Source organism: Collimonas sp. PA-H2, assembly GCF_002564105.1.
Classification (GTDB): Bacteria; Pseudomonadota; Gammaproteobacteria; order Burkholderiales; family Burkholderiaceae_D; genus Collimonas.
Map to the genome: position 1 here is coordinate 3,661,738 of NZ_PDBX01000001.1, position 24,497 is coordinate 3,686,234.

The following is a 24,497-nucleotide window of genomic DNA, read 5'->3' on the forward strand; positions in this document are numbered from 1 at the left end:
GCAATCCGTGAGCGCGTGAACAGGAAGAAATGGCATAGCCATTTTTTCCTATCCAATCCCTTAGCAACGCGATCTTCACATACCCATTACAATTCCCCCATGAGCATTCGATGAGTAGCAAGTTACCGGCGGTCGATCGCCAGCTTTTTCTTGGCGGCCTGGCAATTGCCGTCGCCGGCGCGATTCTGTTTTCAGCCAAGGCGATTGTGGCCAAGCTGATTTATCGCTATCCGGTCGATGCGGTGTTGCTGATTACTTTTCGCATGCTGTTCGCCTTGCCCTTGTTTGCCGCGGTGGCGGTGTGGAAGGCGCGCAGCGAAACGCCGCTGTCGAATCTGGACCGGGTGCGGATAGTGGTGCTGGGATTGATCGGCTATTACCTGTCGAGTTTTCTTGATTTCCTCGGCTTGCAGTATATTTCGGCCGGGCTGGAACGTTTGATACTGTTTTTGACGCCGTCCTTCGTGCTGCTGATGTCTTTCTTTTTTTATCAGCGCCGGGTGAGCCGGCTGGAGTGGGCTGCAGTGCTGATTTCCTATCTGGGAACGGTGCTGGTGTTTTTGCATGACGTGCGCCTGGGCGGCGCCAATATCGGCCTGGGAAGCTTGCTGGTGCTGGGCGCAGCGGTCAGCTATGCGCTCTACCTGATGCTGTCGGGCGAGCTGGTGAGCCGGGTCGGAGCGATGCGGCTGGTGGCGTATGCGATGTGTGTTTCATGTGCCGCCTGCATCGTGCAGTTCCTGCTGCTGCGGCCTTGGCCGGTGCTGTTGCAGCAGCTGCCGCAAGTGTATGGCTTGTCATTGATTAACGCAGTGTTTTGCACGGTGCTGCCGGTGTTCCTGACGATGATCGCGGTGGCGCGCATCGGCCCCGCGACGGCGGCGCAGGCAGGCATGGTGGGGCCGGTTTCGACCTTGTTTTTAGGTGCGCTGATCCTGGGGGAGCCGATTGCGGTGATCCAGCTGACAGGCACCGGTCTGGTGTTGGTGGGGATTTATCTGATCTCAAAGAAGAAGGCGTAAAAGCCCAGTCAGATAATGATTTTTGCAGTTTCATGCGATGTTAAGCAATAGCACAAGAGAATCATTAGGAGGTGAAAGCAATCATGGTAAAAGCAATCAGGATATCGAAAACCGGCGGTCCCGAAGTCATGGAGTATGTCGACGTTGAAGTTGGCGACCCCGGTCCGGGAGAAGTCCGGATCCGGCACGTCGCCTGCGGCTTGAATTTTATCGACGTCTATTTCCGCACCGGCCTGTATCCGCAGCCCTTGCCGGGCGGCCTTGGCCAGGAAGCCGCCGGTGTGATCGAGGCAGTCGGCGCGGGCGTGACGCACGTGAAAGTCGGCGACCGCGTGTCCTATGCGACCCGGCCCAACGGCGCCTATTCCGAGGCGCGCGTGATGCCTGCCGCGTTCCTGATCAAATTACCCGATGCCATCAGCTTCGATACCGCGGCCGCCATGACCTTGCAAGGTTTGACCGCTCAGTATCTGTTCCGCCGCACCTTCCCCCTGCGCGGCGGCGAAACCATCCTGTTCCACGCCGCCGCCGGCGGCGTCGGCCTGATCGCCAGCCAATGGGCGCGGGCGCTCGGGGTGACCATGATCGGCACCGTCAGCTCGGCTGAAAAAGCAGCGCTGGCGACGGCGGCCGGCTGTACCCATGTAATCAACTACAAGACCGAGAATTTTGTCGAGCGGGTGCGGGAAATCACTGGCGGCAAGGGCGTGCCGGTAGTGTATGACTCGATCGGCAAGGATACCTTCATCGGCTCGCTGGATTGCCTGGCGCCGCTGGGCACCATGGTCAGTTTCGGCAATGCCTCAGGTGCGGTGCCGCCGTTCAGCCTCAATGAACTGGCGTCGCGCGGTTCGCTGACGATTACCCGGCCGTCGCTGCCGAGCTATGTCTCGACCCGTGCCGACCTGGAAGCCGCTGCTGCGGATCTGTTCCAGATGGTGGAGAGCAAAAAAATCACGATTGAAATCAACCAGCGCTATGCCCTGAAAGACGTGGCGCAGGCGCATGCGGACCTGGAGGGGCGCAAGACCACCGGTTCCACCATCCTGGTTCCCTGAGGCTATCGCGGAGCCGGGCCAATGCGTTACGCGTCATCTACTGAGCTACTGAGGCATGAATGAATGACCCCATGAAAGAGCAGCCGCAGGCCGGGCTGGAAAATCCGATGAACCATCCGGAGGAGTTGCCGGCCGGTAGCGACGGCACGCCCAAATTCGGCCGTCTGCTGATTGTGCTGGTGCTGGCGGTGATACTGATTGGTTTCATTACCTTTGCCAGCGAATGGTTTTATAGCTAAGTCGTCTCTGCATATGAAAACGGCCTGTGACCCCGCTGGTGCGGGAGCACAGGCCGTTTTTTCATGGCCGGTGTTTACTGCTGGTCTTCCACCTTTATTTTGACCACATGCGGCACGCCGCTCTTGCCCGGGAAATCGGTAAAGGCGCTGCGCACCAGATATGGCATCACGGCAGGCAGCGAACTCATTTTTCCTTCGCTGCTGACGCTGACGTCATACAGTTTCTGGCCGCCGGCGGCGCGCGTGATCGTGATATTCAAGCGACGCAGAAACAGTTGATAGTCATATTCGCGCTGGCCGACCACTTGCGGTCCGTACCAGAACGGATCGTAGAAGGGGTCGAAATAGCGCGGACCGTAGCGTCCCCAGCCGTAAGGACCGTACGGGCCGTACCACATCGGATCCGCCACCACCGGTTCGACGACATGGACATCGCGCGCGGTGATGTCGTATTTCAGGGCTACCTTCAGTTGCGCAGCGGTGGCGTTATCCTGCTGCACAAATCCCAGGCGTTGCAATTCGCTCCGCACCAGACCTTCGTAGTTGCGGTATTCCAGATCATTGTTTTGTGCATCGGTATGCTCGAATACGAAGGATTTGTTCGGCAAGTCCGCCGGCCATTCGTTAAATGCAGTGACATTGCTGCTGACGACAGTGGTGCAGCCGCCTAGCAGCAATAACAGCGAGGCGAAACAGAGACTGATGATGCGTTTCATTGCGATTCCTCTTCGTGGGGGGATGTGCGGTGCAATTCCGAGACTTGCCTGATAGGCAAGGGCGGCAGCTGGCACATGGGACGAGCGGTCTTCTGGCTGGAGGCTGAAAGAACAGCTTGATAACACCATTTTAGCCAAGTCTTGATAGTGCTGCTCTATCGCATTGTCACGATCTGTAACTTGCGCCAGCGATTCATTCCGTAACGCAGATGGCTAGCTAATATTATGGCAACTTCTATTACCTATTATTATATTATCTAATTAATATTTATTGTTTGGCGATACAGTGCATATCTCCCTCAAATTGGATGATGCTTTGCGCTTTGATTGGTAGAATCACTGTCTGCCCGAATTATTAACACTGATTAAGACTGACCAGCACGTCATTAGGCAAGTCACAGGGCTATCGCCCATGCAGACAGCTTAGTTGCCGACTGTCGTTACCAACCATAGTTGTCAACCGACGTTATCACCATTAACCCGTCACCTTAGCGACCATCTCCTATGCGCACCGATACTTCCGTCACGCCTCCAACCATCCATCGTAAGGATTACACCGTTCCCGCCTTCCTGGTCGACACTGTCGACATGGGCTTCGATCTCGATCCGGCCGCTACCCGCATTGCCACCCGTATCACGATGCGCCGCAATCCGGCCAGCGCCAGCAAGGAAATCGTGCTGTTCGGCGAAGAGCTGGAACTGGTGCAGCTGCGCCTTAACGGCAAGCAGCTGAAAGCCAGCCAGTACCAGCTGGAAGGCGGCAAGCTGCGGATTCCATCCGCGCCCGCCAAGGTGGTGCTGGAAATTGAAACCTTGACCAGTCCGGAAAAGAATACCTCGCTGATGGGTTTGTACGTTTCCAACGGCAATTTCTTCACCCAGTGCGAGGCCGAAGGCTTCCGCAAGATCACTTATTTCCCGGACCGTCCGGATGTGATGGCCAAGTACACCGTCATGCTGCGCGCCGACAAGAAGCAGTATCCGGTGCTGCTGTCGAACGGCAACCTGATCGAAGAGGGTGACTTGGCCGACGGCCGCCACTACGCCAAGTGGGAAGACCCGTTCAAGAAGCCGTCCTACCTGTTCGCGCTGGTGGCCGGCGACCTGGTCTGCCAGGAACAAAAATATACCTTGAAATCCGGCCGCGAAGTCTTGCTGCAGGTCTGGGTCGAAGACAGTAACCTGGACAAGACCCAGCACGCCATGGATTCCCTGGTCAACAGCATCCGCTGGGATGAAGAGCGCTTCGGCCTAGAGCTGGATCTGGACCGCTTCATGATCGTCGCCGTCGGCGACTTCAACATGGGCGCGATGGAAAACAAGGGCCTGAACATTTTCAACACCAAGTATGTGCTGGCCAATTCGCGCATCGCCACCGATGTCGACTACGCCAATATCGAGGCAGTGGTCGGCCACGAATATTTCCACAACTGGACCGGCAACCGCGTCACCTGCCGCGACTGGTTCCAGCTGTCCCTGAAGGAAGGCCTGACGGTATTCCGCGACCAGGAATTCTCGGCCGACATGGTCGGCACCGACAGCGGCCGCGCGGTCAAGCGCATCGACGACGTGCGCGTCCTGCGCCAGGCGCAGTTTCCGGAAGATGCAGGTCCGATGGCGCACTCGGTGCGTCCCGATTCCTACGTCGAAATCAATAATTTCTACACCGTCACGATCTACGAAAAGGGCGCCGAAGTAGTGCGCATGTACCAGACCTTGTTCGGCCGCGACGGCTTCCGCAAAGGCATGGACCTGTATTTCGAACGCCACGACGGCCAGGCTGTCGAGTGCGACGATTTCCGCGCCGCCATGGTCGACGCCAACGGCCGCGACCTGAGCCAGTTCGAGCGCTGGTACAGCCAGGCCGGCACGCCGCGGGTGCAGGCGCAGGGCAAGTACGACGCCGCCAAGAAGACTTACGAACTGACGCTGTCGCAGACTTGCGCGCCGACACCGGGACAAAACAAAAAACTGCCGTTCCACATCCCGGTCGCGGTCGGCCTGCTCGACAGCAGCGGCAAGGACCTGGCGCTGCACCTCAGCACCGACGGCAAAGGTAAAGCCGGCAACGAAACTACCCGCGTACTGGAGCTGATCAAGGCGCAGCAGACTTTCCGTTTTGTCGATGTCGCCGAAGCGCCGGTGCCGTCCATCCTGCGCAATTTCTCCGCGCCGGTGGTGCTGGACGTCGAATACAGCGATGCCGAGCTGGCTTTCCTGCTGGCGCACGACAGCGACGCCTTCAATCGCTGGGAAGCGGGCCAGCGCCTGGCGACTCGCAGCCTGCTGGCGCTGACCGCGGCAGTACAGCAAGCATCGCAGGCAGGCCACGTGGTGGCGTTGGAAGAAGTCATGAACAGCGCCGCTTCTAACAGCGCGGCGCTGGGCCAGGCCCTTGGCCTGATCCTGAATGACGGTGCGCTGGACCCTGCTTTCCGCGAGCAAGCGCTGACCTTGCCGTCGGAATCCTTGCTGGCCGAGCAGACCGAAGTCATCGATCCGCAAGCGATCCACAGCGCGCGCCAATACCTGCGCGGCAAACTGGGCGCAGCGCTCAAGGACGATCTGCTGGCCGCTTATCACGCCAGCCAGACCCCTGGCGACTACAGCCCGGACGCCGATGCCGCCGGCAAGCGCGCCTTGAAGAACGTCGCCTTGTCGTACCTGATCCAGGCCGACGATGACGCCGCCCACGCGCTGGCGCAGCAGCAGTACGACAACGCCAACAACATGACCGACCGCCTGGCCGCGCTGGTGGCGCTGACCAACAGCAGCGCACCGGGCAAGGCTGCGGCGCTGGAAAAGTTTTACCTGGACTTCGAACAGGAAGCGCTGGTGATCGACAAGTGGTTTGCGCTGCAAGCCATGGCCTATACCGCCGACGTCGCCACTATCCGCACCCTGGCCGAGCATCCGGCTTTCACGCTGAAAAATCCGAACCGCGCGCGCAGCCTGATTTTCAGTTTCTGCAGCGGCAACCCGGCCAATTTCCATGCGGCCGACGGCAGCGGCTATGAATTCTGGGCCGACCAGGTGATCGCGCTCAACAGCGTCAATCCGCAAGTGGCTTCGCGGCTGGCGCGCAGCATGGACCGCTGGCGCAAATATGCCCCGGCGCTGCAGGAAAAAATGCGCGGCGCCCTGCAACGGGTGGCGGCAGCGCCAAACTTATCGAAGGATGTACTGGAAGTGATTGGCAAGGCATTAGCCAATTGATTTTGGCCGCTTCGCCGCCTTGGCATGCCAGCTCGGCGGCGAACAGCTACAACGAAGAAAGAGCAATATGAAACGTATCAGTCTTACGCAGCACCTGATCGAGCAACAGCGTTTGCACAACAGTATCCCGGCCGAACTGCGCCTGCTGATCGAAGTGGTGGGCCGTGCCTGCAAAACCATCAGCCACGCGGTGGGCAAGGGCGCGCTGGGCGAAGTCCTGGGCAGCGCCGACAGCGAAAACGTACAGGGCGAAGTACAGAAAAAGCTGGATATCATTTCCAATGAAATCCTGCTGGAAGCCAATGAGTGGGGTGGCCACCTGGCAGCGATGGCGTCGGAAGAAATGGAATCCATCCATCCGATTCCCAACCGCTATCCGCAAGGCGAATACATGCTGCTGTTCGATCCGCTCGACGGCTCCAGCAACATCGATGTCAATGTTTCGATCGGCACCATTTTCTCGGTGCTGAAGGCCCCCGACGGCATGACCACGCCGACCGAGCAAGATTTCATGCAATCCGGCCGCAAACAGGTTGCCGCCGGCTACGCCGTCTACGGTCCGCAAACCATGCTGGTGCTGACCACCGGCAATGGCGTCCACTGCTTCACCCTGGACCGCGAAATGGGTTCGTGGGTGCTAACCCAGCGCGACATGCAGATTCCGGCCGAGACCAAGGAATTTGCCATCAACGCTTCCAACGCCCGCCATTGGCATCCGCCGGTCACGCGCTATGTCAATGAAATGCTGGCCGGCAGCACCGGTCCGCGCCAGAAGGATTTCAACATGCGCTGGATCGCCTCGATGGTGGCGGACGTCCATCGCATCCTGAACCGCGGCGGCGTCTTCATGTATCCGGCCGATGCGCGTGAACCGGACAAGCCAGGCAAGCTGCGCCTGATGTATGAAGCCAATCCGATGGCCTTCATCGTCGAACAGGCAGGCGGCGCCGCTACCGACGGCAAGCAAGCGATCCTGGATATCCAGCCGGAGAAGCTGCATCAGCGCGTGCCGGTGTTCCTCGGTTCCAAGAGCGAAGTGGAACTGGTGACGCGCTATCACCAGGAGTAAGGGAACCTGCGGCGCAGGGCCGGGTCAGAGCAGGAGACCTGGCCTTGTGCGGCAATGAAATGCCAGGCGTTGTAGAATCGCGCTCTGGCAGCAAATGCTTTGCAGCAAACGCTTTACCGCAACACACATTGATAGAAATAAGAGGAAAAGATTGAAAACTGCACTAGTCGGAGATAAGAGCATCCCCGAGTTCGACAAAGACATCATGACCAACCTGCTGATCACCATCGCGGAAGAGAAGCTGGTGCGGCAAGAACAGATGCTGATCGCTGTCCTCAATGCGAAGCAAGAGATTTACCGTGTTATCGGCGCCGCCGACCGCAAGCAGTTCAACAACGCGGTGGAAGAGCTGGAAGACCTGGAGCTGAGCAATGAGCTGAAGGAAATCGACCGGGTCAAGAACGGCTACGACGCGATTTTCGGTTTAAGCGCTTAACGACATAGTTATCAGCATAGTTTTACCGGTTTATCGAAGCTGTCAGCGCGGCGCGCCGGCAGTTTCATGGCGACAATGGTAATTCGCGCATCCGCGCCAGCTCCTTCCCCTGCCGCTGCCATCCCTCCCGCATCTTCTCGTACTATCCCTCTAGCTTTACATTTTTGTCTTCATTATATTTCTATATGGAAATATAATGGCCGCTGCATTCAACCAGGGGAACAGAATAATGAAGGCAATCATCACACTGACGGTGCTGACGCTCATCATCTTGGCGATTATTACCGTGCTCACCAGAGAGAAGCAGGCGGCACAGCAGAATCGCCGCGAGTACATCAAGAAAAAACCTCTGTCGAACCACGAGCAAGTCCTGTACTGGCGGCTGGTCGGCGCCTTGCCGGACCATATGGTGCTGGCGCAAGTCAGCCTGGGCCGCTGCCTGGGCACCAAGGATAGCGGCGGCCTGGATTCCATGACCTCGAAGAATCTCGATTTTGTAGTGTGCGATAAAGCCAGTGACGTGGTTGCGGTGATCGAAATCGATACTAAAAACTACAGCTCCAAGATCGTCAGCAAGGAAGATGAAAGAAAGTACAAGGCGCTGAAAAAGGCCGGCATCGATATCATCCGCTGGCGCGCCAATTCCTTGCCCAGCGAAGCCGATATCAGGGAGCGCTTCACCTTGCTGGACCCGAGCAAGAAGCTGCGCGTGGTGAAAAGCAAAAGCCATCAGACCAGCATCTTCGGCATCGGCATCGGCAGATACCGGAATACCGGCGCCGGCTAAGCCAGCAGTGCTTGGCGCCCGGCTTATGCCGTAATCACGCAGTTCCTGCCCTGGTCCTTGGCGCGGTAAAGGCGTTCATCGGCGGCCCGGAATATGGTGTCGATCGTAGTGCCGTCGAGCCCGAACTGGGACACGCCGATACTCACCGTCAGCGTCAGCTTGGGAATCAGGATGCTTTCGAATACGGCGTTTTCGGTCGCCGAACGGATCCGTTCCCCTATCGTCACCGCCAGTTCCTGCGTCGCCAGCGGCAGCAATACCATGAACTCTTCGCCGCCCATGCGCGCCACGCTATCGTAGGGACGGATCTGTTCCGTGCATTTCTGCACGAAGCCCTGCAGTACCTGGTCCCCCACCTGATGGCCGTAACGGTCGTTGATCGCCTTGAAATTATCCAGGTCCAGCGCCAGCAATGCGAATGACAGATTATCGCGCTTGGCCCGGGCGATCTCGGCATCGACCCGTTCGATGAAGTGACGGCGGTTGGCGGCGCCGGTGAGCGGATCGGTCGATGCCAGGTGCTCCAGCATCTGGTTGCTGCGCTGCAGTTCCTGCAGAGCGTTTTCGGTCCTCACCATGGCCATCGCCAGGCGGTTCACCATCTCTTCCTGGTTATAGATATTGGCGAACGAGCGCGTGGTGTGGAACGCCTTGACGATGCCGTAGCTGAGGATGAAAAAGCCGCCGGCAAAGATCGCGTGCGCCAGCCACCACATATGATTCCACGGCTTGCCGAGAATGAAGGCTAGCGAGGACAGGCCAAACAAGGCGATGGAGATCCCGAAAATCGTCATCAGCGGTGAGCGGATCCGCCCTATCAGCATGACGGTGAGGTTGATCGCCGCAAACATCAACGCGCCTCCCTCCATCGCCAGCCGCAATGCCGGGCTGCTTGCGATCGGCGAACTGGCGGCAATCGCCACCGCCACGTCAATCACCAGAAACGCCGCTATCCAGGCCAGCCATGTGCGCGGATTGGTCCGTTGTACGGGGGTGTCGGGTTCCTGGTTGAAGGACAATAAACCGATCAGCAGCAGGATCGCCATCGCCAGCCGCGAGGCGGGGCCATACAGCAGGAACAGCCAGATATTATGGTGCGCCAGGCCGGTGAATGCGCCGTGCAGCACATAGATCAGGGTGAAGCCGAGGAAGCCCAGAGTCAGCCAGCGCAGCAGCGGTTCTCCCGACGACAGATAGCAGCGCCAGCTGACATAGGTAACGAACAGGCCTTCGATGGTGGCGCCGGTAATCGCGATTTCATGGAACAGGTGATTTTCGAATTTGAGCGTCGGATCCTGGAAAAAATACAGGTAGGCGATCAGAAAGGCTGGCGACAGGGCGAAGCCGGCGATCAGGAAAGCGGCATAGATTTTGGTAACCCGGCGAATGGTTTCAGGCCGTTCGCCGATTTTTGCGCTCATGTCCATATGCATCCTTGGTCCAGATGATAATTCCGTCAGGTAACGGCGGCACGGCAGTTCACAAAATGTCTGTAGGAACATGTTCCTATACGCAAGGTAACAAAGATTTTCCTGTTTCGATAGGGTTTTGTGTGGAATCGATTGTTAATCTATTACTTTTAACAGTCGGAGCAGGATCGTATTTTTGTCCCGGCTGCATATATGATGTCGGGAAATTCAACAGGGAGTTTCAGCATGAGTGATCAGCCAGGCAAGGGTGAATACGGGGGCGAATTTGCCAAACTGCGCGAGGAAATTCGCGTTTTCGTCGACGAGCGCGACTGGGACCAGTTTCATACCCCGAAAAACCTGTCGTCCGCACTATGCGTCGAGGCGGCCGAACTGCTGGAACATTTTCAATGGCTGCAAACCGGCAGCAGCGAGGAACTTGGCCCGGACAAGCTGCAGCAGGTCGGGCATGAAATGGCCGATGTGCTGGTTTATCTGATCCGGCTGGCTGATAAGCTGGATATCGATCTCAACGCGGCAGTGGCAGAAAAAATGGTGCTTAACCGTGCCAAGTATCCGGCCGATCAAGTGCGCGGCGATGCGCGCAAATACTACGAATACAAAAATCCCTGACGCTTCCGCAGGTCGGGTGGCCGTTGCGCCATCAGTCAGCCGTGGACATTGGCCTTAGGGCGATGCGGGCGAACCGGCTTGGCCAGTTTGTCTGGCGCCAAGGCGTCTGCATTCAGGCACTCGCCTTCGGCCCAGCTGTCACGCAGCGTGACGCGTAGGGCCAGCAAGTGTTGCTGCTGCTGGCGCAAGGTACCCATGAGCTGTTCAATCTCTTGCAGCCGGCCGTCCAGCTTGCTCAGCAACTCATCTTTGGCCAGGTCCTCGTGACTGGCAAATACGCTGCGTATCGCATCCAGCGAAAAGCCCAGCCCCTGCGCCATCTGGATCCGCCGCAGACGTTCCACAGCTGCATCGGCATATTCGCGATAGCCGTTGGCGCCGCGTTGCGCCTTGGGCAGCAGGCCGCTTTGCTCGTAGTAGCGGATGGCGGAGGGCGCCACGCCGGTTTTTTCCGCCAGTTCCCCGATCTTCATAATGCTTGACCTTCAAGTTGACTTTAAACTTAGGATACAGTATTTCCACCTTTCGTTGACGGATCCGCCATGCAATCAGCCCTGTTTTCAAGCTTGCAACTACCGAATGGCAGCGTGCTGCCCAACCGCCTGGCCAAGGCCGCCATGGAAGAAAACATGGCCGATGTGGGACAGCTGCCCGGTCCGGCGATACGGCGTTTGTACCAGGCCTGGGCCGAGGGCGGCGCCGGGCTGATCATCACCGGCAACGTCATGATCGACGGCGCGGCGCTGACCGGTCCGGGCGGTATCGTGCTGGAAGCCGACACCCCGTTGGAGCTTTTCAGGCAATGGGCCGACGCCGCCAAGCACAAGGGCGCGCAAGTGTGGATGCAGATCAACCATCCAGGCCGCCAGGTGATGGCGGCCATGGGCGGCCGCGCCTGGGCGCCTTCGGCGGTGGCGCTGGACATGGGCAAGCACAGCAAGCTGTTTGTGCAGCCGAAAGCCATGAGCGGCGCCGAGATTGAGGAAGTGGTCGGCCGTTTCGCCGCCACTGCCGCCGCCGCTGAGCGCGCCGGCTTCAACGGCGTCGAGATTCACGCCGCGCATGGCTACCTGATATCGCAGTTCCTGTCGCCGCTCAGCAATCAGCGCCAGGATGACTGGGGCGGCGGCCTGGCCAACCGGGCGCGTCTGTTGCTGGATGTGGTGCGCGCGGTAAGAGCAACAGTCTCGGCCGGGTTTTGCGTGGCGGTGAAGCTGAACTCCGCCGATTTCCAGCGCGGCGGCTTTACCGAAGACGATGCGCGGCAAGTGATTCTGTGGCTGAACGAACTCTCCGTGGACCTGGTCGAGCTGTCTGGCGGCAGCTATGAAAGCCCGGCCATGCAAGGAAAAACCGCCGATGGCCGCAGCCTGGCGCGCGAAGCCTATTTCCTAGAGTTCGCCAAAGAACTGGCCGGCGTTGCCCGCATGCCGCTGATGACCACCGGCGGCATCCGGCGCAGGGCGGTTGCCGAGCAAGTGCTGGCTGGAGGAGTAGCCGTGGCTGGCATGGCCACCGCACTGGCGCTGGCGCCTGACCTGCCGGCGCAATGGCGGGCCGGCGGCGATCAGGCTGCGCACAGTCCGCAAGTCGACTGGAAAGACCAGGTCATGGCGGCAGTGGCGCGCATGGCCCTGGTCAAGCGCCGCTTGCGCTTGCTGGGCGCCAGCCGCAGCATGAGCGGCAATCATTCACCGTTGCTGAGCCTGATCGTCGACCAGCTGCGTACGCGGCGGCTGACGCGGCGCTACCGGCGCTGGTCGCAGGCGCGCGCCTGAAGCGTGCATGCGCTTATAAGGTGATGGTGCCGCGACCCAGTTCGATGACATTGCCGCCCACCTGGATCGCGGCGTCGGCCGTTACTTGCAGGCGCAGCAGGCAAGGGCGCTTGACCGCCGCACCCTGTTCAATCTGGTATTGCAGCGGCAGCGCATGGCCCTTGGCGATCAGCCAGCCGCCGAGATTGGCGCAGGCCGAGCCGGTGCCGGGATCCTCGGCCACGCCGCCGCCGGCCTTGGCGAAGAAGTAACGTGATACCACCCGGCCCGGACGCTCAGGATCGAAAGCAAACACATAGACTGTCTTACGTTCCAGGCTGCTGACCGGCCAGGCATCGAGCTGCCCGCTGTCGGGACAGGCGCGCTGTACCGCATCGACGCTGCGCAGCGCCACCAATAACTGATCGCTGCCGGTGTCCACCCATAAAGGCGCGTCCAGCACCTCATCCGGATGCAAGCCTAGCAATGCCGCCATCGCGGTGCTTGTCATGTTCTCCGGTGCGGTCTTCAAGCCGTCCGGCTGCGGCGCGGTCAAGGTCCAGACATTACCTTCCGCGCGTACCGGCACCACGCCGGCCTTGAATTCCAGCGTCAAGGCATCGCCAGTGCCGGCCAGCTCCCGCACCACCTGGGCCGTGCCCAGCGTCGGATGGCCGGCAAAGCGCATTTCATAGTCGGGCGTGAAGATGCGCACCTTTGCATCGGCCTGTTCCGAAGGCAGGATGAAGGTGGTTTCCGAGAGGTTGAACTGCAACGCCAGCGCCCGCATGGTGGCGTCGTCCATGCCGCGTGCATCTTCAAATACGCACAGCTGGTTGCCGCCGAAAGTGGATTCCGCGAAAACGTTGAGGAGCCGGAAGGCATAAGTGCTCATGGATGTCCTGTGGTTCTGTAGTGAGTTGAAAAAGGAGTTGAAAAAACTGCACGCCCTGTACCTGCGTGCGATTCTTGCGCAAGGGCGAAAACGCTATCCTACCGCACGGAGCATGTGGTTTTCAGGTATTTCCTTGACAATATCAGCAACATGGCGCACAAGTTTACCTTGTGCCGATCCATCGTTCATCGGTCAGCGGAGGCTCCAAAAAATGGACTTCAATTTACCCGAGTTGATCGAGCTGGAGCGCATCATCCAGGAAGGCCGGCCTTACCTGGACAGCAGGATTGTGTGCGACATCGAACTGAAGGGACATCGCTTCCCGGTCTATGTCCTCAGCATCGGCAGCAAGGACCCGGCTGCGCCCGCGGTCGGCTTCTTCGGCGGCGTGCACGGCCTCGAAAAGATCGGCACCCGGGTATTGCTGGCCTTCTTGCGCAGCTTGCTGTCGCGTATGAAATGGGATGCGGTGCTGCATCACCAGCTGGCCTCGGTGCGCCTGGTTTTCATGCCGCTGGTCAATCCCGCAGGCATGTGGGACAGCACCCGCTGCAATCCGCGCGGCGTCGACCTGATGCGCAATGCCCCGGTCGATGCCAGCGAGAGGGTACACTTCCTGCTGGGCGGGCAACGCATCAGCGCACGCCTGCCATGGTATCGCGGCGTCAGCGATGCGCCGATGGAAGCCGAAGCCCAGGCACTTTGCAGCGTGGTGCGGGAAGAGCTGATGAGCCGCGAGTTCAGCATCGCCCTGGATTGCCATTCCGGCTTCGGCGCCAAGGACCGCATCTGGTTTCCTTACGCGCACAGCCGCACGCCGATTCGCCATTTGCCCGAAATTCTCGCCCTTGCCGATTTGTTCAACCAGACCTATCGCGAGCACAATTATCTGTTCGAAGCCCAAAACTCTCAGTACCTGACCCATGGCGACCTGTGGGATTACCTGTACTTGCAGATGCCGCCCGGCGGCGGCCAGGTATTTCTCCCGCTCACGCTGGAGATGGGATCCTGGCTATGGGTAAAGGAAAATCCGCGCCAGCTGTTTTCCCGGCAGGGGATGTTCAATCCCAGATCGCCCAGCCGCTTGCATCGAGTGCTGCGCAGCCATCTGATCTGGTTTGAATTCCTGACCCATGCCGCCAGCGCCCACAAGAACTGGATACCGGCCGGTTCCGCGAGTGCTGCGCAAAGCGCTGCCTGCCATGAGTAAGTGGGTGTTCCTGCGCGGGTTGATGCGGGAGGCACGGCACTGGGGCGAATTTCCGGAGCTATTCCGGGCAACGGTGCCAGAGGCTGACATCACACTGCTCGATCTGCCCGGCAATGGCCGCCTGCATCAGGAGCGGAGCCCGGCGCGCGTGGAAGACATGACCGAAGCCTGCCGCCGCCAGCTTCTGAGCCAGGGCATTTTGCCGCCTTATTATTTGTTTGCCTTGTCGCTAGGCGCCATGGTCGCTGTCGACTGGGCCGCGCGCTATCCACAGGAAGTGGCGGGCTGCGTACTGCTCAATACCAGCCTGCGGCCGGTCAGCCCGTTCTACCAGCGCCTCAGGCCGCGCAACTATCCGGCACTGCTGACCCTTGCCATGCCGGGACTGCGCCAGCGCAATTTCGCCAGACAGGAAAGCCTGCTGCTACAGCTGACCAGCAATCGCTGCGCTACTCAAGCGGACGTGCTGACAGCTTGGATCGGTTATCAGTGCGACCACCCGGTCAGTTACAGCAATGCCTGGCGCCAGCTGTACGCCGCGATGCGTTACCGCGCGCCGCGACATGCGCCGTCGATGCCGCTGCTGATCCTGGCCGGCGGCGCCGACCGCCTGATCGATCCGCGCTGCTCGCACAACCTTGCGCGTCTGTGGCAGGCGCCGCTGGCGGAGCAGGCTGCGGCCGGTCACGACCTGACGCTAGATGCCGGGGATTGGGTCGCTGAACAGGTGCAGAACTGGCTTGCCGCGATGCTGGCTCAGGCTGGGGAAAACGCCGAGGCCGGCTTTGTATCACTTGATTAACACCAAGTAGGCCCGGCTCTGATACAATTTCGCCGCAGCCGGTCCAGGCTGCGCGTTGTCTCGCCATAGTTCAAGGGGATATTCTCCATATAGTTACTGGCCTCGCGACCCGCTCGTATCAATCCTGTATCACCCACTTTCCCGGTTAGTTCAAAATCAGCAGCATGAGAAGTGCTTTGGCGCGTCCCCGCTGCTCGTAAAAAGTGCGTGAGTTTTCTCCCGGCAGAACTAAAGGAAGCTTGACAGACGAAATTCAAAGCTTAATATTATCTAAAGTTATTACCTAAAAGAAATTATCCCAGGGAGGGATCATGAAATCGACAGGCTTCGGTGCGCTTTGCGTTTTAGCGGCAATCACTCTTTCAGGCTGTGCAAATCTTCGCAAGATTACGGCTCCGGACGATGAAAACTCGCTAAGTGGTGCTGGTTCGATCTTGCGAGCATCAAACAGCAACCACGAGAATAGTTCCGATGGTTTTGAGACAATCGATCTTGAGAATTTGTTGACTGCCTATGGATTGCCACTCACGATATCGGCCGCCGATATTGCCACCGACGAATACAAGTACCGTCGCAACAACCTACAAGAGCGCCTTATTGCGGCATCTAACCAACGATGTGGAGCGTATATCCGGACGCTTCTTTCTTCAAAATCTCAAACGCAGTCAGTTTGGACGACACTATCTTTGCTCTTCTCAGGTGCCGCGTCGGTTGTTCCCGGTGCGCAGGCCGCCAAGTATTTCGCAGCCAGCAGTACTGCATCAATAGGTATTTTGAGTACCTATAATGAAGCATACTTCAACAATCTGGCTATGAATGTGATCTCGACTGGTATCACAAAAAAGAGAGAAGGCATTCAGACCAGCATTTTCAACGCTCAAAAACTGAGCCTCGTCGACTATCCCGTGAACGCTGCGATCTCCGATGCGCTCAGCTACCACAGTGCATGCAGCATCATTGCTGGAATGGAAGTGGCTGCGCATGCAACCGGGAAAGCAGACGTTAAAGAGTTTTTACTCACTCGCATTGCAATTCCTCCCGCTGCGCCTACGACTACGCCTGATGCTCCTGCTCCTGCTCCTGCCGCGAAACAAGTAAAGTGACTACGGCCGCTAAGCACGCTGTCTGCAATCGGCCGGGCTCTTAGAGTTGAACTTCCGCGCCGGCAGTCATTGGCCGGCTCGACTCGTTTCGCTGGTATTTTTCATGTTCACTAAGGGCTTGTGGCGACCGGCAGCATCCGGCGCCAACGTCAGCCATTCGACATCACGGCGTGGATCGTCGACAATCGAGTCTCCCATTTCCTGGACGACTCTAATGTCACTTGACCCTGATACGAAGAATCTTGCACAGACGCTCATCGAAGGCTTGGAGAAAACCTTCCAGAATGCGGATGAACTCTATGACGAAGCTCTGTACCTAACCGAGAAGGGGGCGGTGGCGCGAGGCCTGCTGCTTCACCAAATATCCCTTGAGGAGTGTGGAAAGGCCGACATGCTTTGCGCATCAGTTTTCGCGCTTCTGCGAGGCGAAAAAATTGACATGAAACGTCTGGCACGAGCCTTCTCACGCCATGAAGCCAAGAACAAGGCCAATGCTTATTTTCTACCGAAATCGGCATCGGAAGCGGAAGCTGAACAGAACAACGACACAGCGGCAGCGCATGTAGCCTTCAAGGAGATACAGGACAGGTTTCACAAAGAATCTAACGATCTGAAGAACGCCTCGCTCTACGTCGACTTCGACGGTAAATTCATTGCACCGCGCGACGTTATCAAGAGCGAACATCTTGCTGATATCCAACAGCGCAACGCCGAGTTCATGTCGATGACCCACCAAAAGGTGGGCGTGCTCACCAGATGGAAAACGGATCTGGACGCCGCGGCAGTCGAATTGGCGCAGATGTGGACGGTCTTGGGTATCGATGCCTTGGATCGGAATGATCCCCAAACTCTACAAGACTTTAAGGGTTTGCTGCCTGCAAAGCTAGTGGAACTGGTAAAGCAGCGAAAGACACCCTCGTCGGATGATGCATGATAATAGTTTTGAAGGTGGGTGTTGACCTGGATTAATGTCTCAAAGAGTGCTTGTGCATACGTCAAGGATCGCGATGAGATTGCTGGTCTCTATACCAAATATAGACAATTCAAAGGGAGGTGAGGTGGTATGAGATTTTCCGTTGAAGTTCACGATACCGAAGTAGCCGATCTCTTACAGGCCCTGATGCAAATCACGGGGACAGAGCCCTGGAAGCGTCGTTTCGATTGGATCCAGCGGGAACTCAACGAAAACCCCCTGATGAAAGATTGGCTATGGGAAAGGTGCGCAATTGAATGGACAATGCGTGAGATTCTTTCGGACCAGTCGTTGAAGCCCAATCAACCGTTCAAACTCCAGACCCAGGCACAATTCGAACTGGTGGCCTTTGCCGCAGGTACCGTACGGTGCCACAAACTCCTCAGCGAGAGCGGTCGGCGAAGACTGCGTGGCGTGCTACTGGATGGCCTGAAAGAGGACAAAGGGTTGCTTTCAATTCAACATGAAATTACGACAGCAGTCCACCTCATGGTCCGTGGCTTCGATGTCGAATTTCAGGACATGGAACATGGTGGAGGAGTGGATTTTGTCGCTAGGAAGGACGAAGTTGAGATCGAGGTCGAGTGCAAGATGTTCTCAGCTGACCTCGGTCGAAAGATCCACCGGCGCCGGAGCGCAACGCTATATAGGGCATTGGAAGATGTCTTGGTTGAAACATACAACTCCGCCACAAAGGGACTGATCGTGGCAGTCACAATACCGGATCGCTTGACCCCGGCACCCGAGCGACATCGTGAAATCGAAAAGGCGGTTAGAAAGGCGCTGCTTCAGGATGAAGCATTGACAGAAACTGAGCACTGCGCAGTGCGGATCTGGGATTTTTCGATCAACGATAGTCCGTTCAACAAAGCTCCGGAGGAAATTTCCAGGCAGGCGGTTGATCAGTTTGTGCGTACGCACACCCGTCGATCGAATGGTAACCTGATGATCCTGTTTTCGCCGCGCCGGCGCGTCGTGATTCTATCCCTCGTGAGTGAGAAGCAAGATAAGGTACTCGACGGGATGCGGCGTCAATTACGCGACGCGGCGAAGGGTCAATTTAGCGGGACGCGTCCCGCTATGCTTGCGGTGCAACTACACGCGCTGACAGCGGATCAATTGATCAATCTGGCACAGCTCGATAGCTCCTCTCGAGCCGTTGCCACTGATCTGCAAATCATGACATCCGACTTCCTGCAAAGGCCGTCGAGCACGCACATCCATACGATCGTCTATCGCTCGCATGTCGTGGTCGACAGCGGCGGTTCGGACGGTACGACGCACGGGGTGGGGCCCTCGTACCTGATCAAAAACCGCAACCATCCTTTGTACGGAGATCCCCGTTATTGGCTCTTCAGTGTTGAGGCATCTTGATCAGCGGCGGTTTTCGAATTCAGTTTGAACGACCGATATCAGGAATCGAGGATGTCCCTTATGGGGCATTTGCTGTCCATCGCAAGTTACATCAGTCGGTCATGTATGGACTGCAAGATCAAAGCGCCATGGCATGGTGGTTACCCACTGATCGTTCCCTTGCTTCTTTCGCGGATCTTTCCGATCACGTACCAGGACCAATTTCTTTTCTGGATCTAGATCTGTCCAGCACAATTTGACAATTTCACCTCGTCGCATCGCAGTAGCGATCGCAAATCTGACCAAGTCGCTGTATGGCTGCTTAAGTTGATTCAGCAGGCCGGTTATTTCATCCTCTGTTGGTCGGCGTTCCCGCTTGCCGCCCCCGCCAATTAGCCCCAGGTGATTCAGAAGGGGACGGGCTTGGCCCGTGACGTCAGGAAGCGCGATTTTGAGGAATGACCCGGTATAACGCATCACGGTGCCAAGTTTGCTTAATTCCATATTGATCGTGTACGGGCCGGCACCTTCTTCCTTTCTCATTTGGCAATATGAGACGAGATCCTGAGTCGAAAGCGCCCCTGCGCGTTTGTCGCCCAGGCCATCAGACAGGCGTCGCAGCATGTAATGTTCGTTGGCGGTGTCCGCGATGGGACGGGACTGATCTCGGAGCTCTCGGTACGCTTGTATCACTTCATTAACACGAAGTACCCCAGGCTCTGCTACAATTTCGCCGCGGTCGATCTCGGCTTCGCGTTGTCGTGCCCATGCTTCGGCCTGGGCTTTGGTCTGGAATGTCTAGCACAATCCTTTATGGCCTTTGCGACGTATAAGCGCGCCAAGAAACACCGATTTTTACTATGCTTGCCATGTATCACTCTCTATATCACTTTGTATCACTGACAGCGTGATATGCGATTATATCGAATGGGTGCTTCATAGGAGGAATGGTTAAAATATTAATGGAAATATATCCAATCTCGCCATAGTTCACGGCGTGGAATGAGAACGAAACCCCGCGCCACCTCTAGCTCAATCAATTTTCTGTAGCAAATTCGTAGCACTCAATTTTTTCAGGATTTTTCTTTCGACGCTAGGCTGCGATTAGCTGCACAATGCATAGATCGAACACGCGACCAACTATTGGCCGCCTTTCATATTTCACGTTAGGAAGTGCATGTATCATGTCACCGTCAATGGAAATCGACCAGACTTCCGGATATTCGTCGATCTCTTATATGGTGTGGATCGGAATGTCGATACCGACGGGGACTCCGATCCAGTGAACAGCCGCACTTGGAGTTACCTGTACATCGCAGACCGTGAAAGCGACGATCCTTTCGTGGAGATTGGAGCGCTCGTCGAACAGCCGAAGATGTTCAGTGTCGAGTCCAAGTCCGAGCGGCTTGAAGAACTGACGGCGCTTTATCTCTTCATGTGTTGCGGTGCCGAGATTGCAGACTCTTCAACTACGCTTAGTTCAGAGCAGATTGAGTCGCTGAAGGTTAGGTATTCCGTCGAGTTGAGCCGGGCAGCGGTCTCTCGTTGGCATAGATCCTCCGATGAAGAACCATACCCAAAATCCGCCTAAAGAAAGCCGGGGTCAAAGAAAGCCGGGGTCAGGTCTTGCAATGACACATTTTCGCTATCAGATTCTGAGAACTAGCATTAAGCAGCAGAGTATTGTGTGTCATTGTAAGACCTGACCCGGGATGCCGTGACCCGGGATGCCGGCGGCTGGGTTGCCGAACAGGTGCGGGACTGGCTTGCGGCGGCTTCGCCAAGGGCTGAGAAAGCTGCCGAAGCTGATGTCGTATCACTTGATTGACACCAAGTGGCCCTGGCTCTGATACAATTTCGCCGCAGCCGATCCAGGCTGCGCGTTGTCTCGCCATAGTTCAATGGATAGAACGAGTGCCTCCTAAGCGCTAGATACAGGTCCGATTCCTGTTGGCGGGACCAAGTCCCTTCTCTTTAACTCCCTATAATCGGCCGTAAGCCACGTATTTAAAGGCTTTTCGGCGATTCTCCTTCTTTCGCTATTCCCACGAAAACCCGTAATTTCGCGCGTTTTGCTGTTACCATTTACGAAAATTTTACGAACGAATTACGAAATGGCATCATTCAAAAAAGATGGGGATGTTTGGCGCGTTCAGCTCTATGTCCAGGGGCAACGCGATTCGGGTACATTCGCGACTAAAGCTCAGGCCACTGCTTGGGCGGCAAAGCGTGACACCGAGCTACGCACGGACAAGGCAAGCGGTCTGGTTAAGGGAAAGACTTGTGAAGACGCTTTTCGTCGTTACGAAAAGGAGGTGTCGCCAACTAAACGCGGTAAAGAGTGGGAGGGGAAGCGACTAACGGCAATTGCCGATATGGTCGTTGACGGGAACAGACTCGGCGATATCAGATTGAACGAATTGACGTCGGATTTCCTGGGGCAATGGCGCGACATGCGTTTGCAGACGGTTGCCGGGTCTACGATCAATCGCGATCTGAATTTACTCTCTCACGTTTTCTCGACTGCGACGCGAGAGTGGAAATGGATGGAAGCCAGTCCGACAACGAATGTACGCAGGCCCGCAAATCCTGAGGCCCGTGATCGTTTGATCTCGCCTGATGAGAGTGACCGCATTACCTATGCGTTGGGCTTTGATGATAATAAGGTCAAAACAAAAAGCCAGGCTGTGGCAGTGGCATTTTTGTTCGCTATTGAGACGGCAATGCGCGCCGGTGAAATTTGCGCCATGTTACCGGAACACGTTACAGGGAGGGTCGCACATCTACCGATTACGAAAAATGGCACGAAGCGAGATGTGCCTCTTTCAACTCGTGCCCTTGAGTTGCTTTCCTTACTGCCGAAGGTCAAGGACGGCGAACCGCTATTCGGTTTGAACTCGGTATCGCTTGATCGCTTGTTTCGCAAAGCGCGAGACAGAAGCATGATTGATGGGTTGACGTTCCACGACACTCGCCATGAAGCCATCACTCGCCTTGCAAAAAAGCTCAATGTCCTGGAGTTGGCGAGAATGGTCGGGCATCGCGATCTACGTATGCTGCAAATTTATTACAATGAAACAGCCGCTCAATTGGCAGAGCGATTGGATTGATAACGAGGCATTCGAGGACTGCTATTGAATGGCTTGTGCCACTCTGTTATTGGGTTTTGACCTTCTGTAGGATTTTCCCAGCCTTTAGCCGTGCATCAATGCGAGACGACAGAATTGCGGAGATGTCGTCTTCAGATTCAAGTTCGTGATCTTCCAATGCAGTTGACATCTCTTTTGGCAAAGATTGGTTTCTCCATTCATGAATCGACGAAAAAAATATTTCGGTTGAAGCCGTTTTTTTGGTTGCCATAGTAAATTATCCTTACACGTCAAGTTGAAAATAATATGGGTTCAGTTCAGGTTTAAAGTAGTGTTTTCTTTTTATCCAAATGAAGCCATCGCCTTTGGTAATTACTGCAACGTCGACGGGGCCACCGACGGATTCAGGAACCATAGTGACCTTCCTCTTAAAGGACGTCAAACTGACTAGTGACTCTGCCATGGCTGCAAGTTCGTCAATTGGCAAGGCGGCGACACTATCGAGTACGGGCGATATAAATTTTTCTTGCTGAATTTTAGTCAATTCGCTGGTAACTGCCGAGAATACTTTTTTATAGTCATCCCGCATGCTTGCTTCTTGTTTCGTAGTGGGGACAAAACCATACTTAGCAAGAATTGCTTTCGGCACGTCCTCAAAAATCTGCTCCAATTTTGTATTGATCGCAGAAAAAAAACTCGGATCAATTCCGCGCATAAAAGTATGGACCATCTCGCTTTGTGCAAATGGCAAAATCGAAGCGCTTAATTTACCGTTAATTTTTTGCTCACGATTCTTGCGCGACCTTAGAAAGCCATTGAATCGCCCACAAATATCATAAGCAATTGAGAATGGGTAGATATCTTCGGTTCCAAAGCCAGCAAATACAACACCTGTCCGACCAGAGCCAGGTTCCGTTGATGACAGTTTGAGCAAAATTGCGGCCAGGATTTTCGTTTGAAAAGCTTGAGTAGTTCCTAGCCGAGTTAGGTGTGCAGCGATAAATGCCTTAAGTTTCGCCTCAAATGTCTTTTTGAGATATTTCGCTTGGGCGACAGTGCATTCCCGCTTTACGCTCCTATCTTTTTGTCTTTTAAGCCATGCATCAATCTCGCTATTTGCTAGAGATTTTGCCATTGAGACGGATATCTTTCCATTTTGTTCAATGACGTCCTTGATTGCGTTATCAATAGGCCCAACAAATTCCATAATGCAAGATAAAGCAGTTTGTATGACGTGCATTTCCTCGTTTTCTGAAGGTATCAGTTTTGTTGTTGATAAGAATTTAATAAATTCCTTTGCATATTCGTCAACTGATGCGTAGCTGGAATTTTTTAAAATGTTTTTACGAAAATATTTTATTAAGGCTTCCCAAGGAATGCCCATGAATTGGGCACTGCCATAAATCATTATTCCAATTGGTTGTTTTCTAGACAGTGCAAACAGCTTGTTTGCTGAGTTGTACACTTTTCTACGACCAATAGAGACGGCGCTATCGGCTGCCATGGCAATGCCATTTTTATTAAGAATCACGACCTCTGCAGTCAAAAGTATTCTCCCCAATTAAAAATCATTCAGTAAAAACAATTTCTATATGACTACAATTCAATAGTAGCAAGTATTGTGATGCTTTCAAGAGAATTTAATTGCGAATCACCAGCAAGCGTAGCCGCCGAAGGGCAATCCAGAAAGCTGGTGTCGACCAAATCAGCGCTTTTCTCGATACTTTTCTGACCAGCAGATGACCTCTGATGCCTTATAAAGTGGATGTGCTCTCCCTTTGTTTGACGGCAAGCGTATGGCCTTTGGAAAATCTGGCAGGCAAGCGATCCGTTCTCGCACGACTGATGCATCTCGCTTCAAATATTGGCCTATCGTTGCTATATCCCACAGATCAATTCCAAGTGGGATGCTTGGCTTAAAGTGCTTTGCTAGAGCCTCAGCCAGCCTATTTATCAACTCAACGTCGCTCATTTCCGTTGCTCCGTATGCGCCGGCTCGGCTGCCGTGTTGTTCGACCTTGCATCTGTAATTGAAAAGAAGGGGGCCGCATGCCATAGGCACAGCTGCCATGTCCATCGTGGGCGACGTAGCATATACTTCCACATTCCTTTTAACAAAATGGCAATTACCGCATGAAAACGCATTTCAGCAGCAGTGACAAAACACCCGACTTTGATTCCAAAATCGCTGATTGGATCAGCGCGTTTTCCATGGAGACCTTTGGCGGCCCCCCACACCGGGTCGGAATACTCTCTGACATCGAAGGTACTAAGGTTGTGTACCGTGCGATTGATGGTGACGGAATGGAGGAAATTACGGCTGTATACGATTTTCTTAAGACTCTGAGTCTGGTCGATTTTGGCATCCACACGCACCCCAGGTTCAACACCATCTACGGACTTCCTGAGCATCGACCTGCTGTTGGAACAGCTTATGTTGTTCGCTGTTTCGAATGATATTTGGTGATCTATTTTCATTGAATTGCCCTTCCTGATTTATCGATAGCTTCAAAATTGCACAAATACAGTCGTTTGAATTCACTAGCATGATTCCGTCGGTCTGATCCGAAGTACATTGCCGACGGTGGCCCAACCTGCTCGGACGATTGGATGTGCGATATAGGCACAGCACGGAAACATCCTGGCCATTGGTGCTCCAACTCAACCCAGGCATGCAGCTCGCCATTGCCCAGGTCTCGTCGCAGATCGTTGACGTAGCCGGCCTGAGGT

General features: G+C 55.7%; 24 protein-coding genes and 1 tRNA gene. 18 read left to right on the forward strand and 7 right to left on the reverse strand.

Going from position 1 to position 24,497, the window contains the following annotated elements; translation table 11 throughout:
• The first annotated feature begins 110 nt into the window (after positions 1-110).
• The 3 genes from BCF11_RS16765 (at position 111) to BCF11_RS16775 (ending at position 2,319) form a co-directional block, all read left to right on the forward strand.
• Positions 111-1,022, forward strand: coding sequence for a DMT family transporter (locus BCF11_RS16765; protein ID WP_098495746.1), 912 nt, complete (start codon positions 111-113; stop codon positions 1,020-1,022).
• Between the two features lie 83 nt (positions 1,023-1,105).
• Positions 1,106-2,080 carry a quinone oxidoreductase gene (locus BCF11_RS16770; protein ID WP_098495747.1) on the forward strand — a complete coding sequence of 325 codons (975 nt, stop codon included), beginning with the start codon at positions 1,106-1,108 and terminating at the stop codon, positions 2,078-2,080.
• A gap of 59 nt (positions 2,081-2,139) precedes the next feature.
• Positions 2,140-2,319 (forward strand): hypothetical protein, encoded by a 180-nt coding sequence (locus tag BCF11_RS16775; protein ID WP_098495748.1) that lies wholly within the window; start codon positions 2,140-2,142, stop codon positions 2,317-2,319.
• Between the two features lie 74 nt (positions 2,320-2,393).
• Here the strand turns inward: BCF11_RS16775 and BCF11_RS16780 are convergent, their stop codons facing one another.
• Entirely contained in the window at positions 2,394-3,035 is a 642-nt protein-coding gene (locus BCF11_RS16780) for a DUF4136 domain-containing protein (protein ID WP_098495749.1), read from the reverse strand.
• A 504-nt stretch (positions 3,036-3,539) separates the two neighbouring features.
• On the opposite strand from BCF11_RS16780, the gene pepN reads away from it, so the two are divergent.
• The 4 genes from pepN (at position 3,540) to BCF11_RS16800 (ending at position 8,543) form a co-directional block, all read left to right on the forward strand.
• Positions 3,540-6,251 carry an aminopeptidase N gene (gene pepN, locus BCF11_RS16785; RefSeq protein WP_098495750.1) on the forward strand — a complete coding sequence of 904 codons (2,712 nt, stop codon included), beginning with the start codon at positions 3,540-3,542 and terminating at the stop codon, positions 6,249-6,251.
• A 67-nt stretch (positions 6,252-6,318) separates the two neighbouring features.
• Entirely contained in the window at positions 6,319-7,320 is a 1,002-nt protein-coding gene (locus BCF11_RS16790) for a class 1 fructose-bisphosphatase (RefSeq protein ID WP_098495751.1), read from the forward strand.
• A gap of 151 nt (positions 7,321-7,471) precedes the next feature.
• Positions 7,472-7,756: a hypothetical protein gene (locus BCF11_RS16795; protein WP_098495752.1), complete on the forward strand. Its 285-nt coding sequence runs from the start codon at positions 7,472-7,474 to the stop codon at positions 7,754-7,756.
• A gap of 229 nt (positions 7,757-7,985) precedes the next feature.
• Entirely contained in the window at positions 7,986-8,543 is a 558-nt protein-coding gene (locus tag BCF11_RS16800) for a DUF2726 domain-containing protein (protein ID WP_158229217.1), read from the forward strand.
• Positions 8,544-8,566: 23 nt separating this feature from the next.
• On the opposite strand, the gene BCF11_RS16805 is transcribed toward BCF11_RS16800, so the two are convergent.
• On the reverse strand, positions 8,567-9,970 hold the full coding sequence (locus tag BCF11_RS16805; protein WP_369827774.1) for a GGDEF domain-containing protein: 1,404 nt from the start codon (positions 9,968-9,970) through the stop codon (positions 8,567-8,569).
• Between the two features lie 228 nt (positions 9,971-10,198).
• Here BCF11_RS16805 and BCF11_RS16810 point away from each other — a divergent pair, with 228 nt between their 5' ends.
• A complete protein-coding gene (locus BCF11_RS16810) occupies positions 10,199-10,585 on the forward strand; it encodes a nucleotide pyrophosphohydrolase (protein WP_098495755.1) in 387 nt (128 codons plus the stop codon).
• 35 nt (positions 10,586-10,620) lie between these two features.
• Here BCF11_RS16810 and BCF11_RS16815 read toward each other — a convergent pair whose 3' ends face one another.
• Entirely contained in the window at positions 10,621-11,058 is a 438-nt protein-coding gene (locus tag BCF11_RS16815; RefSeq protein ID WP_098495756.1) for a MerR family transcriptional regulator, read from the reverse strand.
• 69 nt (positions 11,059-11,127) lie between these two features.
• On the opposite strand from BCF11_RS16815, the gene BCF11_RS16820 reads away from it, so the two are divergent.
• Positions 11,128-12,363 carry an NADH:flavin oxidoreductase/NADH oxidase family protein gene (locus BCF11_RS16820; RefSeq protein ID WP_098495757.1) on the forward strand — a complete coding sequence of 412 codons (1,236 nt, stop codon included), beginning with the start codon at positions 11,128-11,130 and terminating at the stop codon, positions 12,361-12,363.
• 13 nt (positions 12,364-12,376) lie between these two features.
• On the opposite strand, the gene BCF11_RS16825 is transcribed toward BCF11_RS16820, so the two are convergent.
• Entirely contained in the window at positions 12,377-13,237 is an 861-nt protein-coding gene (locus BCF11_RS16825; protein ID WP_098495758.1) for a PhzF family phenazine biosynthesis protein, read from the reverse strand.
• Between the two features lie 211 nt (positions 13,238-13,448).
• On the opposite strand from BCF11_RS16825, the gene BCF11_RS16830 reads away from it, so the two are divergent.
• From BCF11_RS16830 to BCF11_RS16850, 5 genes are all read left to right on the forward strand, one after another.
• On the forward strand, positions 13,449-14,447 hold the full coding sequence (locus BCF11_RS16830) for a M14 family zinc carboxypeptidase (protein WP_098495759.1): 999 nt from the start codon (positions 13,449-13,451) through the stop codon (positions 14,445-14,447).
• Positions 14,440-15,249: an alpha/beta fold hydrolase gene (locus BCF11_RS16835; RefSeq protein ID WP_098497541.1), complete on the forward strand. Its 810-nt coding sequence runs from the start codon at positions 14,440-14,442 to the stop codon at positions 15,247-15,249. The genes BCF11_RS16830 and BCF11_RS16835 overlap by 8 nt, the downstream gene beginning before the upstream one ends.
• Before the next feature lie 311 nt (positions 15,250-15,560).
• Positions 15,561-16,352: a hypothetical protein gene (locus tag BCF11_RS16840; protein WP_098495760.1), complete on the forward strand. Its 792-nt coding sequence runs from the start codon at positions 15,561-15,563 to the stop codon at positions 16,350-16,352.
• Positions 16,353-16,566: 214 nt separating this feature from the next.
• Positions 16,567-17,286 carry an AbiV family abortive infection protein gene (locus BCF11_RS16845; protein WP_158229218.1) on the forward strand — a complete coding sequence of 240 codons (720 nt, stop codon included), beginning with the start codon at positions 16,567-16,569 and terminating at the stop codon, positions 17,284-17,286.
• A 129-nt stretch (positions 17,287-17,415) separates the two neighbouring features.
• Positions 17,416-18,699 carry a hypothetical protein gene (locus BCF11_RS16850; RefSeq protein WP_098495762.1) on the forward strand — a complete coding sequence of 428 codons (1,284 nt, stop codon included), beginning with the start codon at positions 17,416-17,418 and terminating at the stop codon, positions 18,697-18,699.
• Positions 18,700-18,798: 99 nt separating this feature from the next.
• On the opposite strand, the gene BCF11_RS16855 is transcribed toward BCF11_RS16850, so the two are convergent.
• The gene (locus tag BCF11_RS16855; RefSeq protein WP_098495763.1) at positions 18,799-19,302 is read right to left on the reverse strand and encodes a tyrosine-type recombinase/integrase; all 504 of its coding nucleotides are present in this window, start codon (positions 19,300-19,302) and stop codon (positions 18,799-18,801) included.
• Positions 19,303-19,855: 553 nt separating this feature from the next.
• Between BCF11_RS16855 and BCF11_RS16865 the strand changes: the two genes are divergently transcribed.
• The 3 genes from BCF11_RS16865 to BCF11_RS16875 all read left to right on the forward strand — a co-directional run bounded on the left by BCF11_RS16865 (position 19,856) and on the right by BCF11_RS16875 (position 21,788).
• Positions 19,856-20,269: a hypothetical protein gene (locus BCF11_RS16865; protein ID WP_098495765.1), complete on the forward strand. Its 414-nt coding sequence runs from the start codon at positions 19,856-19,858 to the stop codon at positions 20,267-20,269.
• Positions 20,270-20,565: 296 nt separating this feature from the next.
• A tRNA-Arg gene (locus BCF11_RS16870) sits at positions 20,566-20,640 on the forward strand.
• A gap of 152 nt (positions 20,641-20,792) precedes the next feature.
• Positions 20,793-21,788 carry a site-specific integrase gene (locus BCF11_RS16875; RefSeq protein WP_098495766.1) on the forward strand — a complete coding sequence of 332 codons (996 nt, stop codon included), beginning with the start codon at positions 20,793-20,795 and terminating at the stop codon, positions 21,786-21,788.
• 46 nt (positions 21,789-21,834) lie between these two features.
• On the opposite strand, the gene BCF11_RS27615 is transcribed toward BCF11_RS16875, so the two are convergent.
• Complete coding sequence (locus BCF11_RS27615) at positions 21,835-22,038, reverse strand: hypothetical protein (RefSeq protein ID WP_143751355.1); 204 nt, start codon at positions 22,036-22,038, stop codon at positions 21,835-21,837.
• Between the two features lie 12 nt (positions 22,039-22,050).
• Entirely contained in the window at positions 22,051-23,313 is a 1,263-nt protein-coding gene (locus BCF11_RS16880) for a hypothetical protein (protein ID WP_143751356.1), read from the reverse strand.
• 587 nt (positions 23,314-23,900) lie between these two features.
• On the opposite strand from BCF11_RS16880, the gene BCF11_RS16890 reads away from it, so the two are divergent.
• Positions 23,901-24,224: a hypothetical protein gene (locus BCF11_RS16890; protein ID WP_098495768.1), complete on the forward strand. Its 324-nt coding sequence runs from the start codon at positions 23,901-23,903 to the stop codon at positions 24,222-24,224.
• The last annotated feature ends 273 nt before the right edge of the window (positions 24,225-24,497 follow it).

Coding starts and splice junctions, on each gene's coding strand:
- BCF11_RS16805 (WP_369827774.1), bottom strand. CDS start 9,970: ATGGACATGAGCGCAAAAATCGGCGAACGGCCTGAAACCATTCGCCGG.
- BCF11_RS16830 (WP_098495759.1), top strand. CDS start 13,449: ATGGACTTCAATTTACCCGAGTTGATCGAGCTGGAGCGCATCATCCAG.
- BCF11_RS16875 (WP_098495766.1), top strand. CDS start 20,793: ATGGCATCATTCAAAAAAGATGGGGATGTTTGGCGCGTTCAGCTCTAT.
- BCF11_RS16865 (WP_098495765.1), top strand. CDS start 19,856: ATGTATCATGTCACCGTCAATGGAAATCGACCAGACTTCCGGATATTC.
- BCF11_RS16840 (WP_098495760.1), top strand. CDS start 15,561: ATGAAATCGACAGGCTTCGGTGCGCTTTGCGTTTTAGCGGCAATCACT.
- BCF11_RS16775 (WP_098495748.1), top strand. CDS start 2,140: ATGAATGACCCCATGAAAGAGCAGCCGCAGGCCGGGCTGGAAAATCCG.
- BCF11_RS16765 (WP_098495746.1), top strand. CDS start 111: ATGAGTAGCAAGTTACCGGCGGTCGATCGCCAGCTTTTTCTTGGCGGC.
- BCF11_RS16850 (WP_098495762.1), top strand. CDS start 17,416: ATGAGATTTTCCGTTGAAGTTCACGATACCGAAGTAGCCGATCTCTTA.
- BCF11_RS16810 (WP_098495755.1), top strand. CDS start 10,199: ATGAGTGATCAGCCAGGCAAGGGTGAATACGGGGGCGAATTTGCCAAA.
- pepN (WP_098495750.1), top strand. CDS start 3,540: ATGCGCACCGATACTTCCGTCACGCCTCCAACCATCCATCGTAAGGAT.
- BCF11_RS16800 (WP_158229217.1), top strand. CDS start 7,986: ATGAAGGCAATCATCACACTGACGGTGCTGACGCTCATCATCTTGGCG.
- BCF11_RS16820 (WP_098495757.1), top strand. CDS start 11,128: ATGCAATCAGCCCTGTTTTCAAGCTTGCAACTACCGAATGGCAGCGTG.
- BCF11_RS16790 (WP_098495751.1), top strand. CDS start 6,319: ATGAAACGTATCAGTCTTACGCAGCACCTGATCGAGCAACAGCGTTTG.
- BCF11_RS16855 (WP_098495763.1), bottom strand. CDS start 19,302: ATGCTGCGACGCCTGTCTGATGGCCTGGGCGACAAACGCGCAGGGGCG.
- BCF11_RS16835 (WP_098497541.1), top strand. CDS start 14,440: ATGAGTAAGTGGGTGTTCCTGCGCGGGTTGATGCGGGAGGCACGGCAC.
- BCF11_RS16770 (WP_098495747.1), top strand. CDS start 1,106: ATGGTAAAAGCAATCAGGATATCGAAAACCGGCGGTCCCGAAGTCATG.
- BCF11_RS16825 (WP_098495758.1), bottom strand. CDS start 13,237: ATGAGCACTTATGCCTTCCGGCTCCTCAACGTTTTCGCGGAATCCACT.
- BCF11_RS16780 (WP_098495749.1), bottom strand. CDS start 3,035: ATGAAACGCATCATCAGTCTCTGTTTCGCCTCGCTGTTATTGCTGCTA.
- BCF11_RS27615 (WP_143751355.1), bottom strand. CDS start 22,038: ATGGCAACCAAAAAAACGGCTTCAACCGAAATATTTTTTTCGTCGATT.
- BCF11_RS16890 (WP_098495768.1), top strand. CDS start 23,901: ATGAAAACGCATTTCAGCAGCAGTGACAAAACACCCGACTTTGATTCC.
- BCF11_RS16845 (WP_158229218.1), top strand. CDS start 16,567: ATGTCACTTGACCCTGATACGAAGAATCTTGCACAGACGCTCATCGAA.
- BCF11_RS16815 (WP_098495756.1), bottom strand. CDS start 11,058: ATGAAGATCGGGGAACTGGCGGAAAAAACCGGCGTGGCGCCCTCCGCC.